Source organism: Aliikangiella sp. G2MR2-5 (genome assembly GCF_015687155.1).
In the GTDB taxonomy this organism is placed as follows: Bacteria; Pseudomonadota; Gammaproteobacteria; order Enterobacterales; family Kangiellaceae; genus Aliikangiella.
This window is the reverse complement of sequence record NZ_JADPQF010000003.1, coordinates 19,940-43,017: the sequence shown is the minus strand read 5'-3', so window position 1 is coordinate 43,017 and position 23,078 is coordinate 19,940. Positions and strand designations below refer to the sequence as shown.

At 41.1% G+C, this 23,078-nt stretch carries 16 protein-coding genes; 4 read left to right on the top strand and 12 right to left on the bottom strand.

Translation table 11 applies throughout. The annotated features are described in order from the left end of the window. Positions 1 to 164: 164 nt before the first annotated feature. The 4 genes from IYN84_RS10735 to IYN84_RS10720 form a co-directional block, all read right to left on the bottom strand. Positions 165 to 893, bottom strand: coding sequence for a CARDB domain-containing protein (locus IYN84_RS10735; RefSeq protein ID WP_196139230.1), 729 nt, complete (start codon positions 891 to 893; stop codon positions 165 to 167). 211 nt (positions 894 to 1,104) lie between these two features. Continuing rightward, on the bottom strand, positions 1,105 to 1,911 hold the full coding sequence (locus tag IYN84_RS10730; RefSeq protein ID WP_196139229.1) for a DUF3667 domain-containing protein: 807 nt from the start codon (positions 1,909 to 1,911) through the stop codon (positions 1,105 to 1,107). A gap of 126 nt (positions 1,912 to 2,037) precedes the next feature. Continuing rightward, positions 2,038 to 2,622 (bottom strand): DUF6436 domain-containing protein, encoded by a 585-nt coding sequence (locus IYN84_RS10725; RefSeq protein WP_196139228.1) that lies wholly within the window; start codon positions 2,620 to 2,622, stop codon positions 2,038 to 2,040. Positions 2,623 to 2,661: 39 nt separating this feature from the next. Next, on the bottom strand, positions 2,662 to 4,146 hold the full coding sequence (locus IYN84_RS10720; RefSeq protein ID WP_196139227.1) for a methyl-accepting chemotaxis protein: 1,485 nt from the start codon (positions 4,144 to 4,146) through the stop codon (positions 2,662 to 2,664). Positions 4,147 to 4,569: 423 nt separating this feature from the next. On the opposite strand from IYN84_RS10720, the gene IYN84_RS10715 reads away from it, so the two are divergent. Next, positions 4,570 to 5,370, top strand: coding sequence for a hypothetical protein (locus IYN84_RS10715; RefSeq protein WP_196139226.1), 801 nt, complete (start codon positions 4,570 to 4,572; stop codon positions 5,368 to 5,370). 138 nt (positions 5,371 to 5,508) lie between these two features. Here the strand turns inward: IYN84_RS10715 and IYN84_RS10710 are convergent, their stop codons facing one another. From IYN84_RS10710 to IYN84_RS10690, 5 genes are all read right to left on the bottom strand, one after another. Next, on the bottom strand, positions 5,509 to 7,263 hold the full coding sequence (locus tag IYN84_RS10710; RefSeq protein WP_196139225.1) for a GEVED domain-containing protein: 1,755 nt from the start codon (positions 7,261 to 7,263) through the stop codon (positions 5,509 to 5,511). A 171-nt stretch (positions 7,264 to 7,434) separates the two neighbouring features. After that, positions 7,435 to 8,430: a patatin-like phospholipase family protein gene (locus IYN84_RS10705; RefSeq protein WP_196139224.1), complete on the bottom strand. Its 996-nt coding sequence runs from the start codon at positions 8,428 to 8,430 to the stop codon at positions 7,435 to 7,437. 157 nt (positions 8,431 to 8,587) lie between these two features. Beyond that, complete coding sequence (locus tag IYN84_RS21550) at positions 8,588 to 10,948, bottom strand: S8 family serine peptidase (protein ID WP_305852097.1); 2,361 nt, start codon at positions 10,946 to 10,948, stop codon at positions 8,588 to 8,590. A 455-nt stretch (positions 10,949 to 11,403) separates the two neighbouring features. After that, positions 11,404 to 12,594 (bottom strand): acyl-CoA dehydrogenase family protein, encoded by a 1,191-nt coding sequence (locus IYN84_RS10695; protein ID WP_196139223.1) that lies wholly within the window; start codon positions 12,592 to 12,594, stop codon positions 11,404 to 11,406. A gap of 42 nt (positions 12,595 to 12,636) precedes the next feature. Further along, on the bottom strand, positions 12,637 to 13,143 hold the full coding sequence (locus tag IYN84_RS10690) for a flavin reductase family protein (RefSeq protein WP_196139222.1): 507 nt from the start codon (positions 13,141 to 13,143) through the stop codon (positions 12,637 to 12,639). 170 nt (positions 13,144 to 13,313) lie between these two features. Here IYN84_RS10690 and IYN84_RS10685 point away from each other — a divergent pair, with 170 nt between their 5' ends. Beyond that, positions 13,314 to 14,021 carry a helix-turn-helix domain-containing protein gene (locus IYN84_RS10685; RefSeq protein WP_196139221.1) on the top strand — a complete coding sequence of 236 codons (708 nt, stop codon included), beginning with the start codon at positions 13,314 to 13,316 and terminating at the stop codon, positions 14,019 to 14,021. An 11-nt stretch (positions 14,022 to 14,032) separates the two neighbouring features. Here IYN84_RS10685 and IYN84_RS10680 read toward each other — a convergent pair whose 3' ends face one another. Then, a complete protein-coding gene (locus IYN84_RS10680; RefSeq protein WP_196139220.1) occupies positions 14,033 to 14,737 on the bottom strand; it encodes an SIMPL domain-containing protein in 705 nt (234 codons plus the stop codon). Positions 14,738 to 14,968: 231 nt separating this feature from the next. On the opposite strand from IYN84_RS10680, the gene IYN84_RS10675 reads away from it, so the two are divergent. After that, positions 14,969 to 15,652, top strand: a complete 684-nt coding sequence (locus IYN84_RS10675; RefSeq protein ID WP_196139219.1) for a hypothetical protein — start codon at positions 14,969 to 14,971, stop codon at positions 15,650 to 15,652. 166 nt (positions 15,653 to 15,818) lie between these two features. Then, positions 15,819 to 17,924: a winged helix-turn-helix domain-containing protein gene (locus tag IYN84_RS10670; RefSeq protein ID WP_196139218.1), complete on the top strand. Its 2,106-nt coding sequence runs from the start codon at positions 15,819 to 15,821 to the stop codon at positions 17,922 to 17,924. Positions 17,925 to 18,170: 246 nt separating this feature from the next. On the opposite strand, the gene IYN84_RS10665 is transcribed toward IYN84_RS10670, so the two are convergent. Continuing rightward, positions 18,171 to 20,936: a M9 family metallopeptidase gene (locus tag IYN84_RS10665; protein WP_196139217.1), complete on the bottom strand. Its 2,766-nt coding sequence runs from the start codon at positions 20,934 to 20,936 to the stop codon at positions 18,171 to 18,173. Positions 20,937 to 21,296: 360 nt separating this feature from the next. Further along, entirely contained in the window at positions 21,297 to 22,910 is a 1,614-nt protein-coding gene (locus IYN84_RS10660) for a lytic polysaccharide monooxygenase (protein WP_196139216.1), read from the bottom strand. Positions 22,911 to 23,078 lie beyond the last annotated feature (168 nt).

Here is a 23,078-nt window from a genome sequence, read left to right as displayed (position 1 = left end):
CTTTTTGTACAGCTCTGTGACACCTTCCTCAAAGCAACAATTTGCTAGAAAAAATAACTAAAGTATTTGAATTCCTGCCAACTAACGCAAATAAAAGCGTAAAAAGTGTAGTCCGACTAGCCTGTAGGACTACACTAGCTGCTAAAGTTATAGACAGAAACCAATCATCCCTGCTTAAAGTAGATTTTCTTATTATTCTCTTCGTCACATTCGACAACTTCATTCAATGTATCCACTTCAGCATGAAGCTCTGCATCCGGATCAAATAGCCAATAATTAAAATAAAATACCAGTGTCGCAGTCGAGCCCGCAGCAAGACCTGCAGAGACCACTGCAGATGAAGCACCGGTTCCAGGGTCTGAAACTCGTGTTGAAAAGTTACCGGCGGCACTGGAGCCGATATTGGTTACGTCAACCTTAACGACCGATTGTCCTGTAGTCCAGTCCCATACAGGATCATAGATATTACTGATGATTAAATCCGCATCGGTGCATTTGTCCGGAGTCACACAAAGACACATAAACGCTTTTTTACGAACTGGCTCGATACCTATTGGTAAAACATGGCATACCGGATAATCATCAAACTGATTACCATAAAGCCAGTGTGAGCCAGGTTCATTTAGGCCTTCAATGATTATTTCATCTTTATTCGTTATTTTACACACTGAGGTTTCTTCAGTTTGCCCATCAATCTCATTACTTTTTTCGTGCTCGCGGTCACTCCCGACCCATGCCTTACATGTTCTTTGACAGGTTAAGGGACCATTTCCCTTATAGAAGTTTGGATACCATCCGGCCTTATAGTTATTCATCGATAAATCTTGAACAGGATCAGCCGACAGTGAGCTGCCAACAAATAAAAAGACTACTGCAATTAGTTTTCGTAACATGATTCTCTCCTTGTAATATATAACTGCATTTAAATATCAGTTTGCTCAGCTCGTCACCCTTTAACCTGGTTACACCTGCTGAACTGGTTCAATGTAGAAGAGAGTACTTGCGATAATCAATTACCAGAAGAGATAAATGTCTATTCAGCTCATAGCGAGCTATCGCGAGTTCGCGATAGTTCATACTTTATATTGCTAGTGCAATTTTTAGTTAGCGCTTATCTAAAACAGAATTTTGTGGTTCCGCTTGCATAGTCTTTACTTCTTCGAAGTGAGCTTCATAATAACCTATCGAAATAATAGTAACTGAAGCGACAAGAGCGAAATTGAGAAGTAGCCAGGCCAGTGTTTTAAAAATTGCGCCAACAAGACTTATTTTGTAAACGGTTCTAACAGAAACCAGTGTAAAGAGAGATATAAGAAAAAGTAAGACCAGCTCAGTCATTTTTTCTGGTATAGCCAATGATAAAGCCTCGGCAAACATAAAGAAAAACATTATCGTAATGGAAAGGCAAATGGAAAATATTACACTAACAATAACTTTTGATTTTCGGTTAAATATTTGAGCTGAAATCACTGTCAGCGGAAGAATCAATAAGGTCACCAGTTGGATAATCTGGTATTCATAGGGCAGTTGTTTGTGGTCTGAATACCCATGAATAAACCCTTGTAACGCACCACTCCCCAAGGGCTGTTGTTGAAAGTAGTTCGACTCTACATAGCTTACAATGGCAAACAGCATTGATACTACGATGTACATTCTTATCGGTGGTACATAGCGGTTCTGCTTTCCTTCCAGCCAGTCAGCTGCATATTTGCCCGGTATAAAAACCGCTTTAATAGTATTTAGCAGCTTTGCATCGACTGCAACAAAGTCATCCCACAACGTCTGAATCATATTCGTAAATGTGGGTTGATACTCTTTATCTTTCTGGCCACAGTGACTACAAAATGTTCCTAGTAGTTGTGTTTGGCAATTTTTGCAATGGGAATGATGAACAGATAACTTTTTGTTCACAGAAGCCTATTCCTTATTAGTTCAGTACTTTAAAAAGGGAATCTAATCTGTTTTTGAAGAGGAAATCAATCGGTAAAGTGTTACTTGTCGTAAAAGTAATGTGTCAGCAATCATACTCAGCTCGGCTCAAGTTGAGCAAAAACAACCCTTTTGAAAAAATGGGAAATATTTCGGGTTAACATTTCGTTTGAGATTAGCCACTACAATTTCAAGATTGGATTTACCCTGACCACAAATTTCCCCTGAAGTATGAGCTCCGATAAACGCCACTTTTTTGCTCGCCTGAGACCATATAAGGGCTGCCGGAGTCGACGGTATTAGTTGCTTTAGAAGCTGATAGTTATTTTCTGAAAGAGTAATTCCTGCTGGAAATAAACTATTTTCCTTGCCGGGTGGTATGAAAACATATTGAGTAAAATCAGAGTAGTCATTGTTACTTAATAACCCTTTTACATAGTTAATACTAAAACGACTACAGGAACAGTCAGGATCAACCAGGTGTAGAATAATGTTCTTTTTCTTCAAGTTCATCTGGACAAGTAGTTTTTCAAACTGCCGGTCTTTCGACTCCCATGAAGGCTGTAGTTCCAGATTTTTGTGTTGACCAAAATAATTAATAGAGCGAGCAAAAAAAATCCAGAAAAACAGAACAATCAAGCCAACCCATATGCTAGCAAATATCAAATTTCTGGCGCTTACAAAACGAATCACCACAAAACACCTATAATTCGCAAGCTTCTGTTTTTCATTTTAAACAACAAAATGGCGTAGCTGTTCCGATAAATGCACAGAACCTTGTTCAATATCGTTGATCGCAAAACCAATCTGCTCAATATCAGAATTCGAATCTTCCACTCCTTGCCGTATTGCGCCCACTTTTTCCGCAATTTCCTGGGCAGCCTGGCTTTGTTGACTGATAGAAGAAACAAAGGACTCATTTATCTGAGCCAGCTCATTTATCAGAGTGGTCGCTTCGTATAATTGCGCATTGGCATGGTCAGTTTGTCCCACACTGTCTTCGATAAATTGGTTACAATGACGCATTTCTTCAACCGCCTTTTCCCCTCCTTCCTGAACACAATTAATCGTAGTCTGAATTTCGTCAATGGACTCTCGCGTTTTCATGGCTAATGTTCTGACTTCATCAGCTACCACAGCAAAACCTCGTCCAGCGTCTCCAGCTCTAGCAGCTTCAATTGCCGCATTAAGTGCCAATAAATTTGTTTGCTCTGAAATCGATTGAATCACATCGAGCACTCGACCGATTCTATGGCTATGGCTCGACAGTTCAATAATTGTATCATTCGCTTTTTCGATCTTGCTTTTTAGTTGAGAAATAGCGTTTTTAGAGAGCTGCATTGCTTCACTCACTTTAGTTTGCTTATCAACAGAAGCATTCACTTTTTCGTATACGCTTGATACATCTTCCACCATATGTCTAAAAGTATCAGACATTTGTTGAGTGGCAGATGCAATGCTGACTGTCTGGGAACGCTGTAATTCAGATTTATTTCGATAGCTTTGCATAGCGCCTGATACGTCGTTAACAGTCGACTTCATAGACTCACTGGCGCCTTTAACATTTCCCAGAGCCGAGCTTGTTTGTTGCACCATACTATTCAAATGTCGTACATAAATGTTATCTGAATTAGCATCTCGGATTCGAAAGTCCAGCCCCTTTCCACTCTGAGTAATCCGAGACAAGGTACTTACCAGTTCAGCTTCTAATGAAGATGAAACCGCAGCCTTGGCCAGGACGATACATTCTAAAGCGAGATAAAAAGCGTGTTGAAAGAGAACCCATAAAGTCGAATTACTTTGATTAAAAACCACAATGCCGGTATCCGCTTTTTGCAACAGATAGAAACTACCATGATGTATTACACCAACAGTGAGTACCGTTGCAAAAAGCTTCCAGTCTTTATAGATAAAAAGAAAAGCAGTTACCACGAAAAATCCAAAGTGAGCTTCGACCATTCCGTTTAGCTGCTGAACATGTAGAGCAACCAGACCTAACAGGCTAACAGTTAACACATGACGAGTTAGTGCTTCCCCGGCTCTAAGCGTAGCGAAAATAAATGCCGGCACCGCCAGAACGCCGCCTAACACGATTGCTTCTAGCCATGTTCCGTATACATTGGCATAGACAAAACTTAAGCCCCATGCACCAACCACCATCCAGCGAATTAAAAGATCAGTACTCCGTTTAATCGAAGTTATTACTCTCATGTCCATAAATCATTACCATCCATTCTGAATTAAGATCAACAGCAGAGATTTGGCAAACGCTTTTGCATCTCATAAAAGAATATAGAAACAGGGAAATACCGAAACCAATATTTACTTGTTAAAATAACTATAGTCCTGGAAAAATAGCAGCAAAGAAATATTTTTTATTTACAGGATGAGAAATAGAATCTGTTATGCATATCGTAGCTAGCAATGTAAAAAAGTTATTAACCTTTACCTTACGAGATATTAGTTTTCGCATCAGACTTTTAACACCCATTCCTTCGAGAGCGGAAACCATCAGTTTTTATCATCCAGATTGTTAGACTCTTTCGGCAATCTCAAGAAAAGATAAAATTTCAATTAGCAAGGCAAAATCGATTTTTTGTCTATATGATTTCTGCTTTTTTCAACAATCAGGTACTACTAATGAAATTTTCGTTCTTAAGAATTCATTTATCTCACTTCATTCCATCACTAATGATTGCGCTTTCATCAGGGCTTTCAATGGCTGCTGACTTTTCTGTTCCTTCCTTATCTCGTTGTCTGACAGATATGCAAACCGCTAACACCAAAGATGCCCGGGTGTATAACATCTACTCTGATTTTTACTATGAGTACGAAGATAAGCGTGACTTTGCCGTAGCGGCGCTAGCAGAAATGACTAAACTGTTCGCACCGGCGAATTCGAGTTGTAATCAATTTTCCCAACCGATGAATCGCGAAACAATTACCTGTAAAAAAATCGCTGGTAGCGACGTTTGTATTGTACCTAGTGATGCGGGAGAGTTTATCCTGGTAAAGGATTATGTAGATTCAACTAATATCATTCTCACCGAGTACGACGGCGACTATTCCAAATTTCCTGAAATCGATACTAACAATGATAACGAATCGCTCTGGGTGCCTATGCCTGAAATGTGCTACGACGGAATTTTAAACGGCTTGTGGGATAGCCAGAGCTACTTGCTTGATGCAAAAAGCTATCGACGATTTGGTGACTTGCGCTACGTAATGGCCCGAACCAGTCGTGATCTGGTGAAAGGTCTGTCTCAATCTGATAACACTTGCCAATATGAAACTGCCGCGCACTTAGCCGCAGGTATGCAATGTTTTGCCAGAAATAATAAACCGACAATCTGCGGCTTGCCGACAACCGGAGCAGGTTACTTTATTTTTGTGACTGATGCTGATAATACCATGCATCTGGTATTCAATCGCTGGGACTAGATCCCTTTGGCATCAGACTATTCTTTAAACAAAGCTATCCTTTAAACAAAGCTATCCCTTAAACCAACTGTCAACGTATTTTTAAGACCGTCGGAGAGTAGTTATCAATAACTACTCTCTCTTTTTTATAGCCAGTGTTCACTCTGTAATATTAACAACAAAGTCTTCCACTTCACCATAAGTAAAAGAACCACATGCTTGCGGATAGGAACCATATTGCATTGAAATCCTCATTCTTACTTTACCTGGCGTTGCTCCCGCTAAAGAAATATTAGTGTTTAGTGTAGAACGACTTGAAGCCGAGTAAACTTTTTCGGACTCTTCAAATATATGATCGTCATTTACATCAACCCATACATTCCATTTTTCCGTATATGAACTAGAGCCAAATCCAGGAATCAATTGCAAGCTATTAACCTGACTAGCACTTAATTCCCAGAGAGTATTCTCATCCAGAAAATATCCCTGATTATTTCCAGACTGAACTGACAAACCATTAACGCTCACAGCCTCAATCCACTCGTAATAAGTATTATTTCCTTTAGCTTCACAGTAATCTGGCTTTGGCTCAGGATCGGTCGGTGACTGATTACCATAGGCGACAAAAACACCAGAGTCATCCGCACTGAAAGTACCAATCACATTCAGGTTCGACTCTATTCGCGTTACCGTTCCATTTCGGTCACTGACAAGTAGCTCTCCCTGATAATTGATATCTATGTCGTATAGAGAGCCTCCAATACTGACCGAGTTAATGCTGGTTCCATCGGACGAAAAATGGGTAACATTACCGCTCCAACTTGCCATGTAAATATTACCTTCGGCATCAGCAATTACCGCTCTGGAAGAAGAAGTATGTCCCAGATCCAGACTCTGCAGAATGGTCATGCTTTCAGGATCGATGACGTCAAGATCACCATAAGTATTTCTCAATGCATAAAGCTTATTATTCAGCCCCAAAGTAACATCAATATATTCATTACTTGTAAAAAACCGGGAGGCAGCAAAGGCGTTATCGACATCAAAACGAACAATTCCTTTTTCACTCGCTCCGGAAGTAGAGCCATCGGTAACATACACATAGTTTTGGTAGGCAGTTATTCCACCGTACGAAATATTATTTGCTGTACTCCAACCTGAGAAGGAATAATGGTTCCAGCTTTCTCCTTCAAGTACGCTCAACACTGGCTGGAAAGTACCGTTGAAAACTGCAATTTTGCCATCCCCTAGCTGAAACAGGTCCCTCGAAGACTCGTTAGTTGTGTTTTTGGGAATTGTTACGCTGGATAACAAGGTTCCGTCTGAATCATAAATTGAAAGCTGATCGCCATTTGAAACCAGAATATTTTCATTACTTTCTTGCTGGCTGGCAGTAGCAAACCAAAGATCATTGGATTGAATATCTCCCTCTTTATACATTCCACCATTTGCATATTCATCATTGTAGGCGTAGTTAACTCCAACAGAGTCGCCTGATACGATGATCTCAATGACATATTGACTTCCCGGAGTCAGTTCTATGCCCTGGGCAAATTGAAATGGAATAGCTTTGCCATAACCACCAGCGGTTCCGCATCCCGGACCTTGTTCAAAGTTAAAGCAGTCTTCTAAATAAACTGTTTCTGAAGTAGCGATTATCGGACCGCTAATATCGGATTCTCTTAGCACGACATGCGCATTACTACCGTTGGTAGCTGTGGAAACATCCAATAATTCTAACGAAACCTGACTCAGCAAATTATGCGCAGGTGAAAAAGACTGACCAACAGGTGCAAATGAATTAACACTGATTGAAGCGTTAGAGACATATTGAGACTGATCGACCTGAAGAGAAAATGCGAGAGGAGATGCAGCAGCTAATCCAAGCATGCTGACATATTTAATTAATTTCATAATATCTTCCTTAAGAAACGAAATAATTTTGAATAGAATTTATTCCAGAGAGCTCCAAATTCCAACTTCCCTGAAGCCATCTGATACTATCAAGTTATTTGAGAAGATATTAAACAGAAGAAAATAATTGTGAACGATTTAACTTTATTGATTAAGGCCTCTTACGTAGAGCTATTCAAGCTCGTGTTCCCAATGGACCTTATCAACCACTCTCATCCCTTCGCTATAGATTTCCTCAAATCGATCAATTTCAAACATGCCGATATGTCCGAGACGAGGCATCAACATAACATCCGGCGGCTCGCCAGCAAGACGGCTGCGAGTAATCCTGTCTTGCATTATATTGATAGAAGCCGCTAAGACATCGATAGTGTTAAATGGCACAACACTCTTACCGTTGCCGTTCTTATTATTTTCGTTCTTACTATTTTCGTTCTTACTATTTCCGTTCTTGCCATTTCGACGAAGAAGGGGTGACACAGTATTGATTACCTTTCCTGATATTTTACTGAGAAGACTCTGTTCGATAAGCTCACCACTTTCACTCGATACTTCCCCTTCAAGCTGATGATTGGTTATCATTTCACTATTGAGGTTAACTGCAATAACCCGGCGGGCACCTTTCGCCCGGCAGGCAATCACCGGCACTGGATTAACTAGCCCTCCATCAAGGAGGAACTGTCCATCTAGATGAACCGGTGACAAGATTCCCGGGTAAGCCATTGAAGCGCGAACAGCTTCCCACACAGAGCCCGACTCTATCCATACTTCTCTGCCGCTGTTCATATCGGTTGCGACAACCACCAACTTTTTGTTCAGCTGTTCGAACTGAATGTCACCGAAAGTTTCTTTCATATAGCGGACAAATTGTGCGCCATCGGCAAGACCGCCACGAGAAGTGAGTTTAGGATCGAGAAAAACCAGAAGCTTTTTCAGAGTGAGCTGCTTAAACCATGCTTCAATTTGATCAAACTCCCCAGCGGCATAGCAAGCGCCAATAAGTGCACCGATTGAAGTGCCTGCCACTATCCGGGGTTCAATCTGGTGTTGAATCAGATTACGAATAACTCCCAGATGTGAAATACCACGAGCAGCGCCAGAACCAAGGGCGATCCCGAGATATCTATTGTCAGAATTGGTTACTGCCAATCTTGAGTTTTCGGACATAATAAATTCAATTGTAGAAATGGTAATAGATAGAGTCGATTTTCTACAGGAAAAATGTAAATTGCAAGAATCACTCTCTAAAAAAACAATCCTGAAAACTGGATAAAAAAATAGCCGCTAATTAGCGGCTATTTCCTGTACTCGTATCAGTATAAGCTTAAGGCTTCCACTCTGCATTCAGGTTAACACCTGAGTAGCTGGAGTATGCATAAATGCTGATATGCCAGGTTCCAGCCTGCGGATTATTAAAGCTACAACTTTCACTGTTGCCACCTTTGTATGGTCGACAGTCAAAACTTGAAGAAGTTGGTTGTGAACCTTGCTTAACATACAGATCTGCATCACCTGAACCGCCAGAAATGTTTACATTCAGCGTAGACATACCTGCAGGTATTTCTACGGTGTAATGCTTCCATGTTCCTTTACTGGCAGACAGATTGCTGGCAGAACCTGAGCCGCCATTAGACCCGCCACCGCTGCTTGATTCGGTGAAACTGCCGGTTAATGATACACCACTGAAACTGGAGTAAGCTCTGGTCATCACGTAGTAAGTACCCGCCTGAATATTGCTGATTGTACAAGTCTCACTGTTGCCCGTTTTGTAAGGACGACACTCATAACTGGATGTGGTTGGTTTTGAGCCAAATTGAACATAGAGATCGGCATCACCAGTTCCACCAGCAATAGTGAAAGTCAAATCAGTTGCGCCTGCAGGCACTTCTAATGTGTAGTGTAACTCCTCGCCTTTTGATGCAGATAAACCAGTTTTGGCTACGCCATTTTCAAGCGCATTTGTTGGAGTGCCGCCACCGCCGCCATTGCCGTTGCCATCACAGCCGTTAGCGGTAATATAATCCACTGCAGCTTTAGAGCGCACTAAACCATAACCGGTCTTATCGTCACGACCAGTAGCATCGAGATCTTGCGCTGTCACTTTCAGGACATTACGGATCTGGGCTGCGGTACAAGTTGGATGTTGACTCCATACAAGAGCCGCCACGCCAGTAACATGAGGCGTCGCCATCGACGTACCGTTGTAGTAGGAATAATCGGTGTTACCTTTATTCTCAACAGTAACTGTAGTTCCAACTTTGGCTAACAAAGCTTGACCAACTGTGCGATTAACAGAAACCGATGGAATAGGAAACTCATTGTTTTGATCCAGTAAGAATGGATTCTGGAGACCGGGACGACTTGTATTCGAATAAACAATCGCAGCAACGGCTCCGGCAGTTTTACACGCCTTAACAGGATTAGTTTCCGGGTAGCTGCCACTCGCCTGATTACCATATCGCTCAGCAATACAGATTTTTCCGCTCATGTTACCACAGGAGTACGTACTGCCAGAAAGACTACAGGAAGCCAGAGTTCCTGTTGCTGAACTATTAATCGGCGCTGCTTGCCAGCTAGAGCCATTATTTGTAAGGCGGTTATGCGGAACGACTCGGTCATCACCGTAGCTAGTGCTGCCAGCAGTGATATAACCCTGGCGTCCGTCACCAACACCTACAGTTGATAATATTGCTTCACCTGGTGCCGCAAGTTCAACCTGGCTTGTATATTGTGAAAAAGCCGCCCACTGATTGGTTTCATCCAAAGCTGCAACAGATACAACCGCATCGTACGATGCTGGATAAGAGTGAGTTGAGTTACCATCATTACCCGCAGCAGCAATTAACAGAACGCCACTATCATAAGCGCTTTGCATTGCGTTGCCTTCGGTAGTTGATGAACCGGAACCACCCAGACTCATATTCACAACCTTGGCACCGTTGTTTTTACAGGTATTAACCGCCGCAGTCAGGCTCGAAGAATAGCCCCAGCCACTTTCGTTAAAAACTTTAACCACATGAATATTAACTGCCTGGTTAGGCATAATACCAACAACACCTTCACTGTTATTGATCGCCGCAATTGTACCGGCAACGTGTGTACCATGAGAGCCACCTGGTGTGTACCAGTTACCTGTTCCAGAGTCATTGGTACCATTATGGTTATTGCCAGACAAATCAGGATTATTAATATCGTAGCCTGAGTCGATAATACACACTTTCATATTACCTGCATTACTGTCGCTCACTTGATCCGCCTGGACCGTTGGAATACCCCAGGGTGTATTTTGCGCCATTAAATGTCGAGGATAATCAGGCTCCATGTATTCAATGTCTGGATGATTCTTTAATTTTCGTTTTGAATTAGCATCAAGCTTAACCGACATAGCTCGAGCAAACGGGAGTTCAAGTCTGACTTTCGCTCCTGCATTCTCTACAACTCGGCGAGCATTGACCGCGTTAAGCATAGCGTGTCCGTTAACGTTTTGAGTTACTGCGGCAGAGGAATCCTTAAACTTTACAATAAAACGTTCTTCTAATTGGTGTTGTGCTGCTGTGGCATTGTTATTGAGTGATTGAGAAAATGACCCTTCGAATGTCTGCTGGGCCATCGCAGAATTTTGTGTAACAACTGCTGATATTGCCCCCGCAACCAGTGTCATTACATATCGTTTGGAGTGTTTCATAAATTACTTCTCTAATTAATTTTTTTCATTGATTTTGGTCCAAATTTTCCGTTTAAGTTACTACAACACTTCCTTTCGCCAAAGCTAAACTGCCATTAGTTTACCGGTGCGGTCAACGTTTAAAATTACCATTTATTTATTGATTCAACGTAACGAAAAGTCGGAATTGAATGAATTAGATTGAGCTAATATGTCGCATTTGTAATATTTTTATTTTTTTACAGCGTTATATTTGATTTTTTTGTTAATCACGCGACATTAATAGGAAAAATAGTGAATAAAAAACTGGAAAATTTCCGACATCAAAAATTTTTGAAAAAATTCTTAAAATAATTATTCTTATTGCAATGATGAGATTAAAACACTGATACAAAAATATAGGCAGAGTCGCAGGACGCCCAATTCAATCACTGAACATAGACAGCTGACTCTGCCAACAACCAATCGTCAATTAACTAAAATGCCTGACTTGGCGGCTCTTTCTGCATCGCTAGCGAGCCGGAAAATAGCAACTGTCTTTTCTCCTGCATCGGATGAAAGTGTGAGGCCATGCTATCGCGGAACAAACTCTCAATATTGAAATCTCTTAAAAATCCAGGTCCTCCACAAGCCTCGACGGCCTTTGTTGTTGTTTCTTTGCAAGCCCCCGCAGCCAGAGTTTTACGCTTAACCATTTCATTCACCAGATCGATGTGAGGTGTAAATTGAAAATCACTGGTCAGGCGAATCATGTCTTCAACTATAATACCGCTATTGGTTAATGCATTCTCCATTTCCCCGAGGATATAGGGTGTTACCGGATCCTTGCTAGCAATACATCGCCTTCTTGCGCGCTCTGCAGCAGAAATAGCGATCCCCCGATAAACAGACATGATTAATGGTAGTGCCACTGGTAGAACAACACACCACATCGCGTGAAAGTCTCCACGCGACCTTTTGACGGCTACACTTTCTTCAGGAACAAAAACTTTGTCTAACTTTACACTATTCGAACCGGTGCCTCTCATTCCCATTGGTCGCCAGTTATCTAATATTTTAACTCCTTCTGCTTTCAGAGAAACCGGAAAATGTAGCACCTGCCAACCATCGACAGGATCATTGAAAGGACCAGAGGTGACTAACAAATCACCTCCAGGAGAACCACTGGCGAAATGTTTGACGCCAGAAAAAAGGTATCCACCATCAACTTTGTCCATTTCACCACAAGAAGCCAGCCAGTCTCCCGCCCCCGTGCTCACTAACACCAGTTCGGATGCGGCAACTTTTTCCAGCAGAACTTTTCCAGGTTTGCCATTGATGTAGTTAAATCGGTTTGCAGCAATAATATGTTGATGCATCGACAGAGAAAGGGCTGTCGAAGGATGGTACGCTGACAGCCCTGTTAAAAACTGACACATGCTAGCGTAATCGCATCCGCCTCCTCCTAGCTCTCCGGGCACCATGGCAGAGAATATTTTGTTTGTCTTAAGAAGTTCATAATTGGCTAGAGAAAAGTTATCCTGAGGGTCAGATTCTTCGCCATTACGTTTAATTTCGGGCCCGATTTCATCAAGTATTGTCATTAAATCTAGCATTTCACTCTCGTCTGCGTTGGTAGGCATATAGGTGACTTTAGTCGACGTCGCCTGTGTTTGCGCATTTGTCATCTTGTTTCTCCTTGAAAAGTCCAAAGTATTGATTGTCTTCGGCTAAGCGGCCTGATTTAAGTGATGAGAAAGCTGATTAAACTTCCCTTCAGAAAATACCAGTGGGCGCCTGTTACTTTGTTCAAAATCGAAAACCTGGCCAATAATCATTAAATGATCCCCAACTAGCAACGTTCTATCAGTTGTACACTGTAACCAGGCTGTTCCTCCCTGAATTACCGGCGGAATATGTGGAATACAGAAAATATCCTGGAATTTATCGGCCCCCCGTGTAGCAAATCTTTGAGCAATAGCTTCCTGCGTTGCTGACAAAAATGTAATAGAAAACTCTCTGGCTCTGGCAAAATGCAGGTAGCTATTGGCTTTCCTGTCGATACACCAACCAACTAACGCCGGAGTCAATGAGATCGAACAAAAGCTATTAATAGTCATACCAACCGGGTCACCTTCAGGTGTACAGCAGGTGACAATAGCAACACCGGTAGGAAAGTGTGAAAGTGTATTTCTGTAGCGAATTTTGTTTTCTGGCAAAGAAAGGTGACGACACATATTGATCCTCCGCATTAGTGCATAAACCTGAGCCTGACTTTTAGTCTATAGCAGAGCGAAGCACGACTATACTGCTCAAACTGTAGTAATTAACTACAAAATATGTAGTTAATTCTGGCATTTGGTATACTTAAATGGACGCTACTGTATTAATCTCCAGGGAGGAGCCAGTGAGTTATAAACAATTCTGTCCTATTGCCAAGGCTATGGAAGTACTTGGTGAGAAATGGACCCTTCTTATTATTCGAGAGTTGTTGATGAATACCACGCGCTTTAACGAATTTCAGAAAGCGCTCTCACAGATGTCACCAACTCTGCTAACAAAGCGATTAAAGCAACTGGAAGACAACGGGCTTCTGGTCAAAAAGAAGGTTCCGGGACAAAAGGGATTCGAATATTTTCCAACAGAAGCATGTCAGGAACTTTTTCCAGTTGTCGAACAGATCGGGATTTGGGGAATGCGCTGGTTACGCCATCAGATGACAGAAGATGATTTTGATCTGAGCCTGTTAATGCTCTATCTGGAACGCAGTATTCAAACAGATAAATTAGTTGGAAGAGAAACTGTCATTCGCTTTAATTTTATCGATGTTAAAGACTATCCCAACTGGTGGATTGTAATTAGTGGTAACGATATTGATGTCTGCACGCATAATCCCGGAAAAGAAGTAGATGTCTACTTCACGGTGAGTGTTAAAACGATGTGCCTGCTATGGATGGGAGAGATTAGTTACAAAAAAGCTATCAGTGAAGGTAACCTCGTGTTAGTCGGCCCCAGATCACTCACTCGAAATGTGAGTGACTGGTTGAAACCAAGTCTCTTTGCCGATATACCTCCTGCGAAAGAAATATTACCAACTTCTCAGGTTGAAACTTAAACCTTTGACTATTACTCTTGCAAAGAAAAGACGACATTAACACTCATACTATAGTCGATGGTTCCGGGCGATATATTATCATCGCTTTTCATCTGCGGTGCGGCGCTCATCATCCTTTCAGCCCTGAAAGGAACAGGCGATGCTCCCACTTCTTCTATCACTATTGGCTTGCCAATACTCATATCAAGCGCTTTTGCCATCAATCTTGCTTTGTCTCTTGCATTAATTAGTGCCTTTTCTCTCAAATCAGCTTTTAAATCATCCATTTTCGAATGTGCATAGCTAAAACCATTCATACTGACTTCAGGAAACAGTGCAAGCGCATTCCATAGCATTTTATATTTATCCAGATCTTCCAGTTTGAAATTAATCTGACTGGAAGCAAAGTAACCTTCTTTAATCCATTGATTATTACGGTAACTTTTATTTTCCGAAAGCTGCATATGAGTAGTTTGAATATTCTTTTTTTCTATTCCATGCTTCTTCAGTATGGCCAAAACATTAGCCACACTATTATTGTGCGCTATAGCAACGGCTTGCGACTCTCGAGCTTCATTTTTGATCGATAGTCTCCAGGTTAGTTGATCCGGTTTGACCGAATCCTTTGCAAAACCTTGAACCGAAACATGTGGCACATTTAGCGCATTTGCATGTGAATAATTGGCAGATATGAATATATAAAATAGTACAAAGCTATAAATTGATCGAGCCGTCATCAGTAGCTCCTCGAGACAGTTAATGTTTGGAGCCAATTAATATAAAGATCTCGAAGACCAATTACAATCCTGTTATCAGACTAAGTCTAAACAGATACTCCCAAGTTGGAGATTGGCCACAAATATCTCATTTTGGAAACTCTGTTTTACTACTTATCGATTAAACGGTTGCACTCTGCCTTCTCAGTCCTTAAGGTATTGTTCAGAGAACCAAAGTTCAGGACGACTGATATGAATGACGTTTCCCATAAAGAAAATTCTAGCCTCCAATCTTCCGCTAAAGCCATAAAATGGACGAGTTTTTCTTCAAAATACCTATTTGAGTTTTTCATCGTTTTTCTTGGTGTCTACCTGGCATTTTTATTTACTGATTATCAGGAGGCGCTACGTGAAAAGAAAATTCGCATAAAATACTATGAATCCTTAATTTTTGAATTTGAGGGCTTTAACATGCATCTTAAAGCAGAAGGAAAAAAGCTCGAAGAATCGATGAAATTAGTAAAACGACTGAAGGCTGGTGAGCAACCCGCACTTGAATTGACTGATTTTTACTATCTATATAATGGAATCGCAGTTAGAACAGCCTTTCATAGTGAAAACTTCGCGGCAATCGATCAAGGCTTATTGAAAAGTATTATTGGTGGTATATATCAACTCGAATTACTCGAAAAAAAAATCAACCGCATGAATGAATTGCAACAAGCCGTTTTGTTGCCGTTCATATCACAGGACAAATCTTTCTACACTAAAGAAGGAAAGCTTGTTGACCAGCTATCCTGGTATCCAGATTTAATAGAAGATATATACAATACCAATAAAATGTTGCAACAAGTCGTTAAACAAAGAGCGATCCCAGATATGCAAAAAGGAAAAACTTATCTTGAACAGATGCCTTATTGGATGCTTTCTGATTAATCATGTAACTTATTACTGGTCACTTATGCTCAGTGAAAACCAGTAGTGGTTAATTAACTAAAACGGTCATTTCTAAAATAGTTCAAGATGAACCGGTATTACTACCCTTGTGATCTTTTCATGGTATGTTAAAAAATAACGAATCATAGATAATGGGCTGTTATTAATGGATGATATGTCTTTAGCTTCAGTAATGAATGTCAACTGGAAGTTGGACCAGTGGCTACTCAAGCCAGACTCTTTGGAACTGGAAAAAGCGAAAGTTTCAAAAAAAATTGAGCCCAAGGCAATGAGGTTACTTTGTTATCTCATTTGCAAAAAAAATGACGTAGTTTCAGCAAATACACTAGTCAACGACTTATGGGATGGAGTCACTGTATCCGAAAACAGTGTCCGACGATTGATTGCTCAAATTAGAAAAGCACTAGACGATGATGCTGGCTCACCTAAATACATTGAGACTGTTTCGAGGAGAGGTTATAAGCTAATTTGCTCAGTGCAACCAGCTCAAATCTGTGATATAGGACTAGCCAACTTAGCGCCTGAGCCAGGCCGAATAAAACCGAATATTTTAGCAGTAGTTTTTTTTCTGGCTATTTTATGTTTTGCTTATTTTACTGGTGTCGATGAAGTAGAATCAAATCGCAAAATCTTTTTAGAGGAGGAAATGACAAGGCTTACTAGTAAGCCGGGAGAAGAAGTAAGCCCCAAAGCTACATCAGACTTTTCGACCGTGTTTTATACTCATTTTGCAGAGCATTCAGATAAACCTCAGATTCGGGCCTATGACCCTCGAACCTCAGCGGATTATTCAATTAATGGTTTTATTGGGCAGCCTCATGCGCTAAGTTGGTCATCAGATGGTAAAAGGGTCGCCTACATCGACTTCAATACTTGTCAAATATACACAGCATTATATAGTAGAGACAAAAAAGCACTGGAATCTTCTATCCCTGTTGCCAGCTGTAATTCTCCATTCTTGACGCGAATAGGAATATTCAATCAAGGCAGAGAGCTTTATATCAACGAGCCCAACAATAGAACAGGTAAAAGAGAGTTCTCGAGTTTCAATTTTGAAGAAAAAAACAAACGCCCTCTAGCTCTTGGTGGACTGCTGAGCCAGAGCGGTTCTGATGAACACATCATTGACTTAATACCTCATGAACAACTGTCCCAGTGGCTTTTACTTACCCGAAACTCAAACAAGCTAAATTTATGGCTACTGAATCCAGAAAGCAGGATAAAGACTAAAATCTTCGAAACAAGTAACAAAAGAGCAAGTGTTACCTGGTGTGCTAACTCAGCTCAATTCCTCTATTCTGATACAAAGCGACTTTTCCTGTATGACGATGGAATAAACCAGCTTGTCGGAAAGTCGACAACTTCTGAGTTTTCCTATTTAAATTGTGTGAAAACTGAAAAAGGTACTACAAAGATATTGTTCTCTCCGCTAGAACATAATATCAGCATGATTACTCAATCCAACCCCATGATAAAGATTTCTGGTGAAAATCACTTGGACTATACTTTTCGCTCAACACAAATTGATACCAACCCGATGTTTTCAAAAACCAGTAAAAAACTTGCTTTCGTTTCGAAAAGGCGCGAAAAGTGGCAAGTATGGTATGACCAAGATGGAGCCGTAAAACTCGCTTCGGATTATACATTTGAAACTCCGCCGTATATTATTAGCTGGTCGCCAGATGAATCAAACCTGCTTTTACTATTAGAAAAACAGCTTTTTTTATTGAACTTTTTTACTCGAAAAGTTAGTCCAATTGTAATTAAAGACTATAAAATAGGCTTTGCTAGCTGGGGAATGAATAATAACCAAATATTAATATCCGAAACGGAAAGAAAACGGATTTTTAGTTATAACTTAGATACAAAAGATATTAGTCAGTTAACCCATACTCCTTCTGAAGATATGGCGTTAAGCACAGACAACAAGCAACTCTATTTTACAAGACCAAAACAAAAAGGTCTTTGGAAAGTTGATTTAGCAACCAATGAAGAAAAACTTATTTTTCCCGAATTTCCTGTTCATAGTTTGTTTACCAGCACCCCTACAGGCATCTACTTTCATCATCATCAAAATAAGGAAGCAGGCCTGTATTTCTATTCTTTTGAAACGAAGCGAACGACAACTGTATTATCACAATCCTATGACCATGGACATAAGTTCAGCATATCGCACGACCAATCAAGGTTGGTCTATCTTTCAAGCGATAATCCGCAAGCGGATATTCGAATGATAGAGATTACTCACTAGCGCTTAACGACAGGGAACGAAAAGATAGGGACTTGACATTAGTTTTTCTTGATTCTTCAAATAACCAAGAAAGTTTTCATGCTGGTAAGTACAGATTGTATTGAGTAATATACGCTATCTGAAAAAAATAAGTTTGAACAGACTTTTCACACAACACAGTTATAGTCTTACTATAACTAAAAACAAGGCGAGAACATCAGCTCTCGCCTACAACAAACGATCTAACTAGATTGTTGTGTACTAACTTTACTCAACCATCATGACAGACAGCTTAACATCATCAAACCCTTCCAGAGTGTCCACCAAAATGTGGTAGTAATTTCCAGGCTTGATATTTTCCATCTTAATTTTTTGAGTCGTTCCACGCGTTATACTGGAAGCTCCATCATAATCATTGTTGGCAGGCCAACCATCTTGTTTCACATAAAGCTGTGCATCTCCTTTGCCTCCACTTAAGGTGAAATAGAGTGCTTTAGCCGTCACTGGTACATAAACCCATTGATAGATTTTGCTACTGCTGGACAGAGAGCTCCACTGTTTAATTTCGCTTAGATTCCCTTCTTTCCAGGTTGCGGTTAATGTCGCATCAGAGAAATCACGATAGCCATGAATCATCACATCAATTTCATTCGACGGTTGCATAATTTCAACATGTTCGCGATTGCCAATCCAGTAAGGCCGATAGTCCCAATCAGTTAGACTTGCCGCTCCTTGTTGACGAACGTAAAGATCCAGATCTCCAATGCCGCCTTGAGTCTCAATACGTAAATCGTAAGCATTTTCTGGTAGGTTTAAAGAAAAGTGCTGCTCGCTACCTTTCAATCCTGAAATAGACACCGGCACACCGTTCTGTAGTTGAGTATCGGAATTTCCGCTACAGTCTCGACCTTCTACATAACAATCCAGCCACTCACTAAATTCCACATCATATTTTCCGGTCCAGTCATCGATGATATCCTGATAAGGTTCATATTCTGGTAGCGGGTCCTGATCGGTATTAGTTTGGCCACAAGTCCACACCCAATTTCCACTCGCATTTGCACTGTCATCATAGAGCCATGACCAGTTATTGTCGGTAGCTTCCTGTTTACTGCGCCACTGCCAGTCAAACAGACAAGGTTCATCTGAAATAGGATACTTGGCGGCTCTCATAGACGGTAACAAACGATCTTTAACTTGATCAAGATGACGCTCAAACATGAATCGTACTGCCAGGTACCCCCAGTAGTAAACGCGCTCAGTATCACCATTATCGTAGGTTGTTTGCAACAAGTCGCTAAAAGAATAGGTTTTGTCTGGCGCAACGCTCATTGCGTTGTCATTGTCATCCTGACTCGACATATATTCCGCAACACCTTCACCCCACCACACAGAGTTTGCAGGCTGGTCATTAAATCCACCCCACTTGTTAAATCTTCCATCTAGATAATGAACATATTCATGCTCTAGATTCCACACAGTAAAATCAGGTAACCAGGTCGCCTGAAAGGCAACAAACCTCGCCTGATTATTTTGGTCTGAAGGTACGCCTTCTAAATACATCCCACCATTATCAGTATTGATGCCAAAAAACTTTCCAGCATAATTTTGATACTCAGTTGATGAGCTGAAAATAACAACTTCGAGATCCTTGTTGTTATCATTTTTTACTGACTGAGGGGTATCAAAACGCTGATGGAAGTATGCTTCTTCTGCTGTGAGACTTTTACAGATCGATTGCAGATTTTCATCAACGATAGGTTCTTCGAAACGAAGCTTAATTGTATCACTACAAACATGATTACCTGACAGAACAGCAGATTCCAGATCAAAGCTACATGCATCACCATAAAGACTACAGTTTTCACTATCAAAGCTTAAAACCATACTTTGCGCGTTAACCCAGCCATTGGAACCAACTCCGCGGAATTGATAGTCAGTTAAAATTTTCTGCATTACCGGACGGACTTTATCGGCAATGGCACCTTTAAACTGAAGCAGTCTACCTAACTCGCTAACTGCATCTGACCACTGATACTCTCTTTGTTTACCAATCAACCAGACTCCTTCCGAGGTCACAAATTTAACAAGGTTATCAACAATTTCCGGCTCGCTCTCGAGCAAACTGGAAGTCGCTTCAGGATTAGTTGTTACCGCATTGAAAAGATGAGTCAGTAATTGAGTCATTCCGTTTTCTTCATAAGCAACCCCCCAGCCATCAGCTTTATCAACACTATTCGCATAGCCAATGATTGCCTGAGTAAAACGTTTTAGGTAGGGCTGGTTATCGGTTTTGGAACTGTTAACCAGAACCAGCATTTCGTAACGAACCATAAAGTCACGAGATACATCACCATTAAAGCTAACAAAGTGGGGAGCATTGAAATAGCTGTCAAATGCCTGGCTCAATGCTGTCTGATATTCTGTACTGTAGTCTCTCTCAGTACCGGCTGAAGACTCCGCCCAGTGGGTTGCTCTAAGATAAGTTACCAGCTTTTCCAGCTCACTCGCGCCTGCTGCAGAAGTACCATCATATCCAACCAGAATATCGTTAATTGCAGAAACGATTGTCATTAGCTTAGCATCTGAAAAATAGTCGGTACCAGCAAACTCTGCATTGTAAAGTCCATACAAACAGGATGTGATATTGGCACTTTTTACCGCGGCAACCAACTGCTCACCGGCCAGTGGCAGCAACTCGGACGGGTCACTACAGACATCAGCCGCATTGGCAGAAAGACTTCCAAAAGAACTTTCACTAAACGTTTTTTGATTTAGTGAGTTAACCGACAAAGTGGATTGATTAGTATTGAGAGTGCTGCGTACATCGCTAGACAGGCTGTTATGCTGGTGCCGCTGCATTTGCATAAATTGATAAGGCGACATAGTGCGAGGCGGTTGTAGTGTTCTCTGCTGGTGCCCTAGATGACTTCCAGCTTTTGACGCTGTGCTTAACGGCAAAGGCAGGTTTTCGGCGTTCCCCAGAGTACTGCCCAGGGCAATACCAGCGAGGAATAGTTTGGATAGTTTCATTTTTTGGTCCTTTAGGTCATTACAAGAAAACCAACATTTCTTCAGTAAAACTTTTAACTACTTGTAATATTCTGGAAACATTGGTCATTTATTATTTTTGCGCACAATATATAATTCACATTAGATAATATTTTCTCTGCACACAATGTAAATATTTTGCATTTTTTATTTATATCGAGTTAAATTATTTCTGTTCAGGTTTTCTGTGCGCGAGGGAAGTAAAAGAATCAGCCGTTACGGCACAGTGACATGCCAGCTTGATGATATTGCGAAAAGGTATGTTCAGTGTCTTTATAAGTTAGCCGGAGGCCAGGCAGTAATCATGCGTGTGACCAGCCTCCTTGAAATCAGAAACTCATGCTACTGACACAATGCTGTGCCGATATCATCCCAATCAGCATTACTGCCAGGTTCAGCAATAGTCCACCATCTGGCTCTCCACCGTCGCTGCAGATGATCAACCTGGTTACCTTGCTGGTAAGCAACTCCCTTTTGCCAGCCGAGCTCTACAATACTCAAAAGACTCCAGCTATCATTGGCAAGATCCGGTTCTGATTGTTGATTCCACCACTTTGCTTGCCATACAAGTTGCCTGTGAGAAACTTGTGAGCCAGACTGATAAGTCATATTCAAGTTCCATGCTGGATAATTTGATGCATCAGGATCGGTTAACTGGCACTGCCCGCTGTCTACCATTACCTTCAGGTCTGCGCTTTCAGAAACCTGATTCACTCCATCGCTCACAATAACACTGACGGGGTAAACGCTGGTTTGGTCTGGATGATTTGCCAGGATAGTCACTTGATTGTCGACAAAATTGACAACTGATAACGGCGGCTCAATAAGCCATTGATAATTCAAGATTGCATTTTCAGGATCGATTGCGGTTGCAAAAATGGTGACTTGCTCACCACTTTTTACTTCAACAAGAGCCGGCAGCGAAACTTCTGGCGGTAAATTGGTTGAGTGTTTTTTTATTTCCAGCGCAAAACTTTGTTCGGATTTACTCAGCCAGACTTTGTTGGATAATCGATTCACTTCATCAAAACGAATGACCTGGTCCTTGCTATCTTTTACACCTATAGCCACCTGTTCGGAATAAGTCTCATTTATCTTTTTCGCCAACTGTGCAGACCACGCTGATTGTGTTTGATTATTCTCTTCAATCAGAATTTTTTCAAAAATAATTTCATCTCCGACTTCGTCAAAAACTCGAAACCAGATTTGGTCACCGGCTATAGCTTCATCTCCCTGTTGTATGAAATATCCTTTGTCATGCCAAATATCTGATGATGTATCACCTTCGATGGTAATATCACTGCAGTTATAAAATCCTTCGCCGGCAGCATCTCTTCTTTGCCAGCGAGTGAACAGGATAGCGTCACCTTTACGTCCCGCAGGTATAGTAATTTTCATTTGATAGACTTTTTTACCGTCGACGTCACTAATCGCTACATCATCTTTCCGATCGATCAGTTCAAGATCACTCCAGCTTAGTTTTCTCGTTGCATATTCAAAACCAGACCTGGACAGATAGAACTCCCAGTAACTGGGATTATGTGGCGTCGCAGCCAAAAAGATAAAATCAATTTCATTTTCACTATCGGGTTTAACCCGTGTTCTTTGCCATTCCTCGGAAGGAATATCCATTCCCCGTTTTGTCGAGTCGCCTGCGGCGCACAAAATGCCATCATGAACAACGGACTCCACAGTCTGTTGATTTTCATAATCAGCCACATTGGCTGAGAATTCGATATTTTGCACAAACTGATAAGTGCCTGACTCCAGAAAAGCCTGGCGACACGCTTTATTAGGGATAGCAGAACCGTCATCAGGCCACCAGTAGCCACCGTCATCAACACAATATTGTTGACGCGCTTTAGGATGTTCAACATACCCGTGTGCCAACGACATAGAAGACATTAAAAAGAAACTAACGCTTAGAGTGTAAACTATAATATTTTTGTGATTCATCATCGCTCCAGTATTCAATGTTATAGATATCATTAATTGAAAATAATTGGATAAGTCAGAATCAACGTTTTCGCATTTGTAAATGCCAAAACTGATATTCATTTAAATGGCAATCACGCCAAGCCTAAATGAAGAAGATTGTTTATGCTTTCGAAAATCAGTTATCGT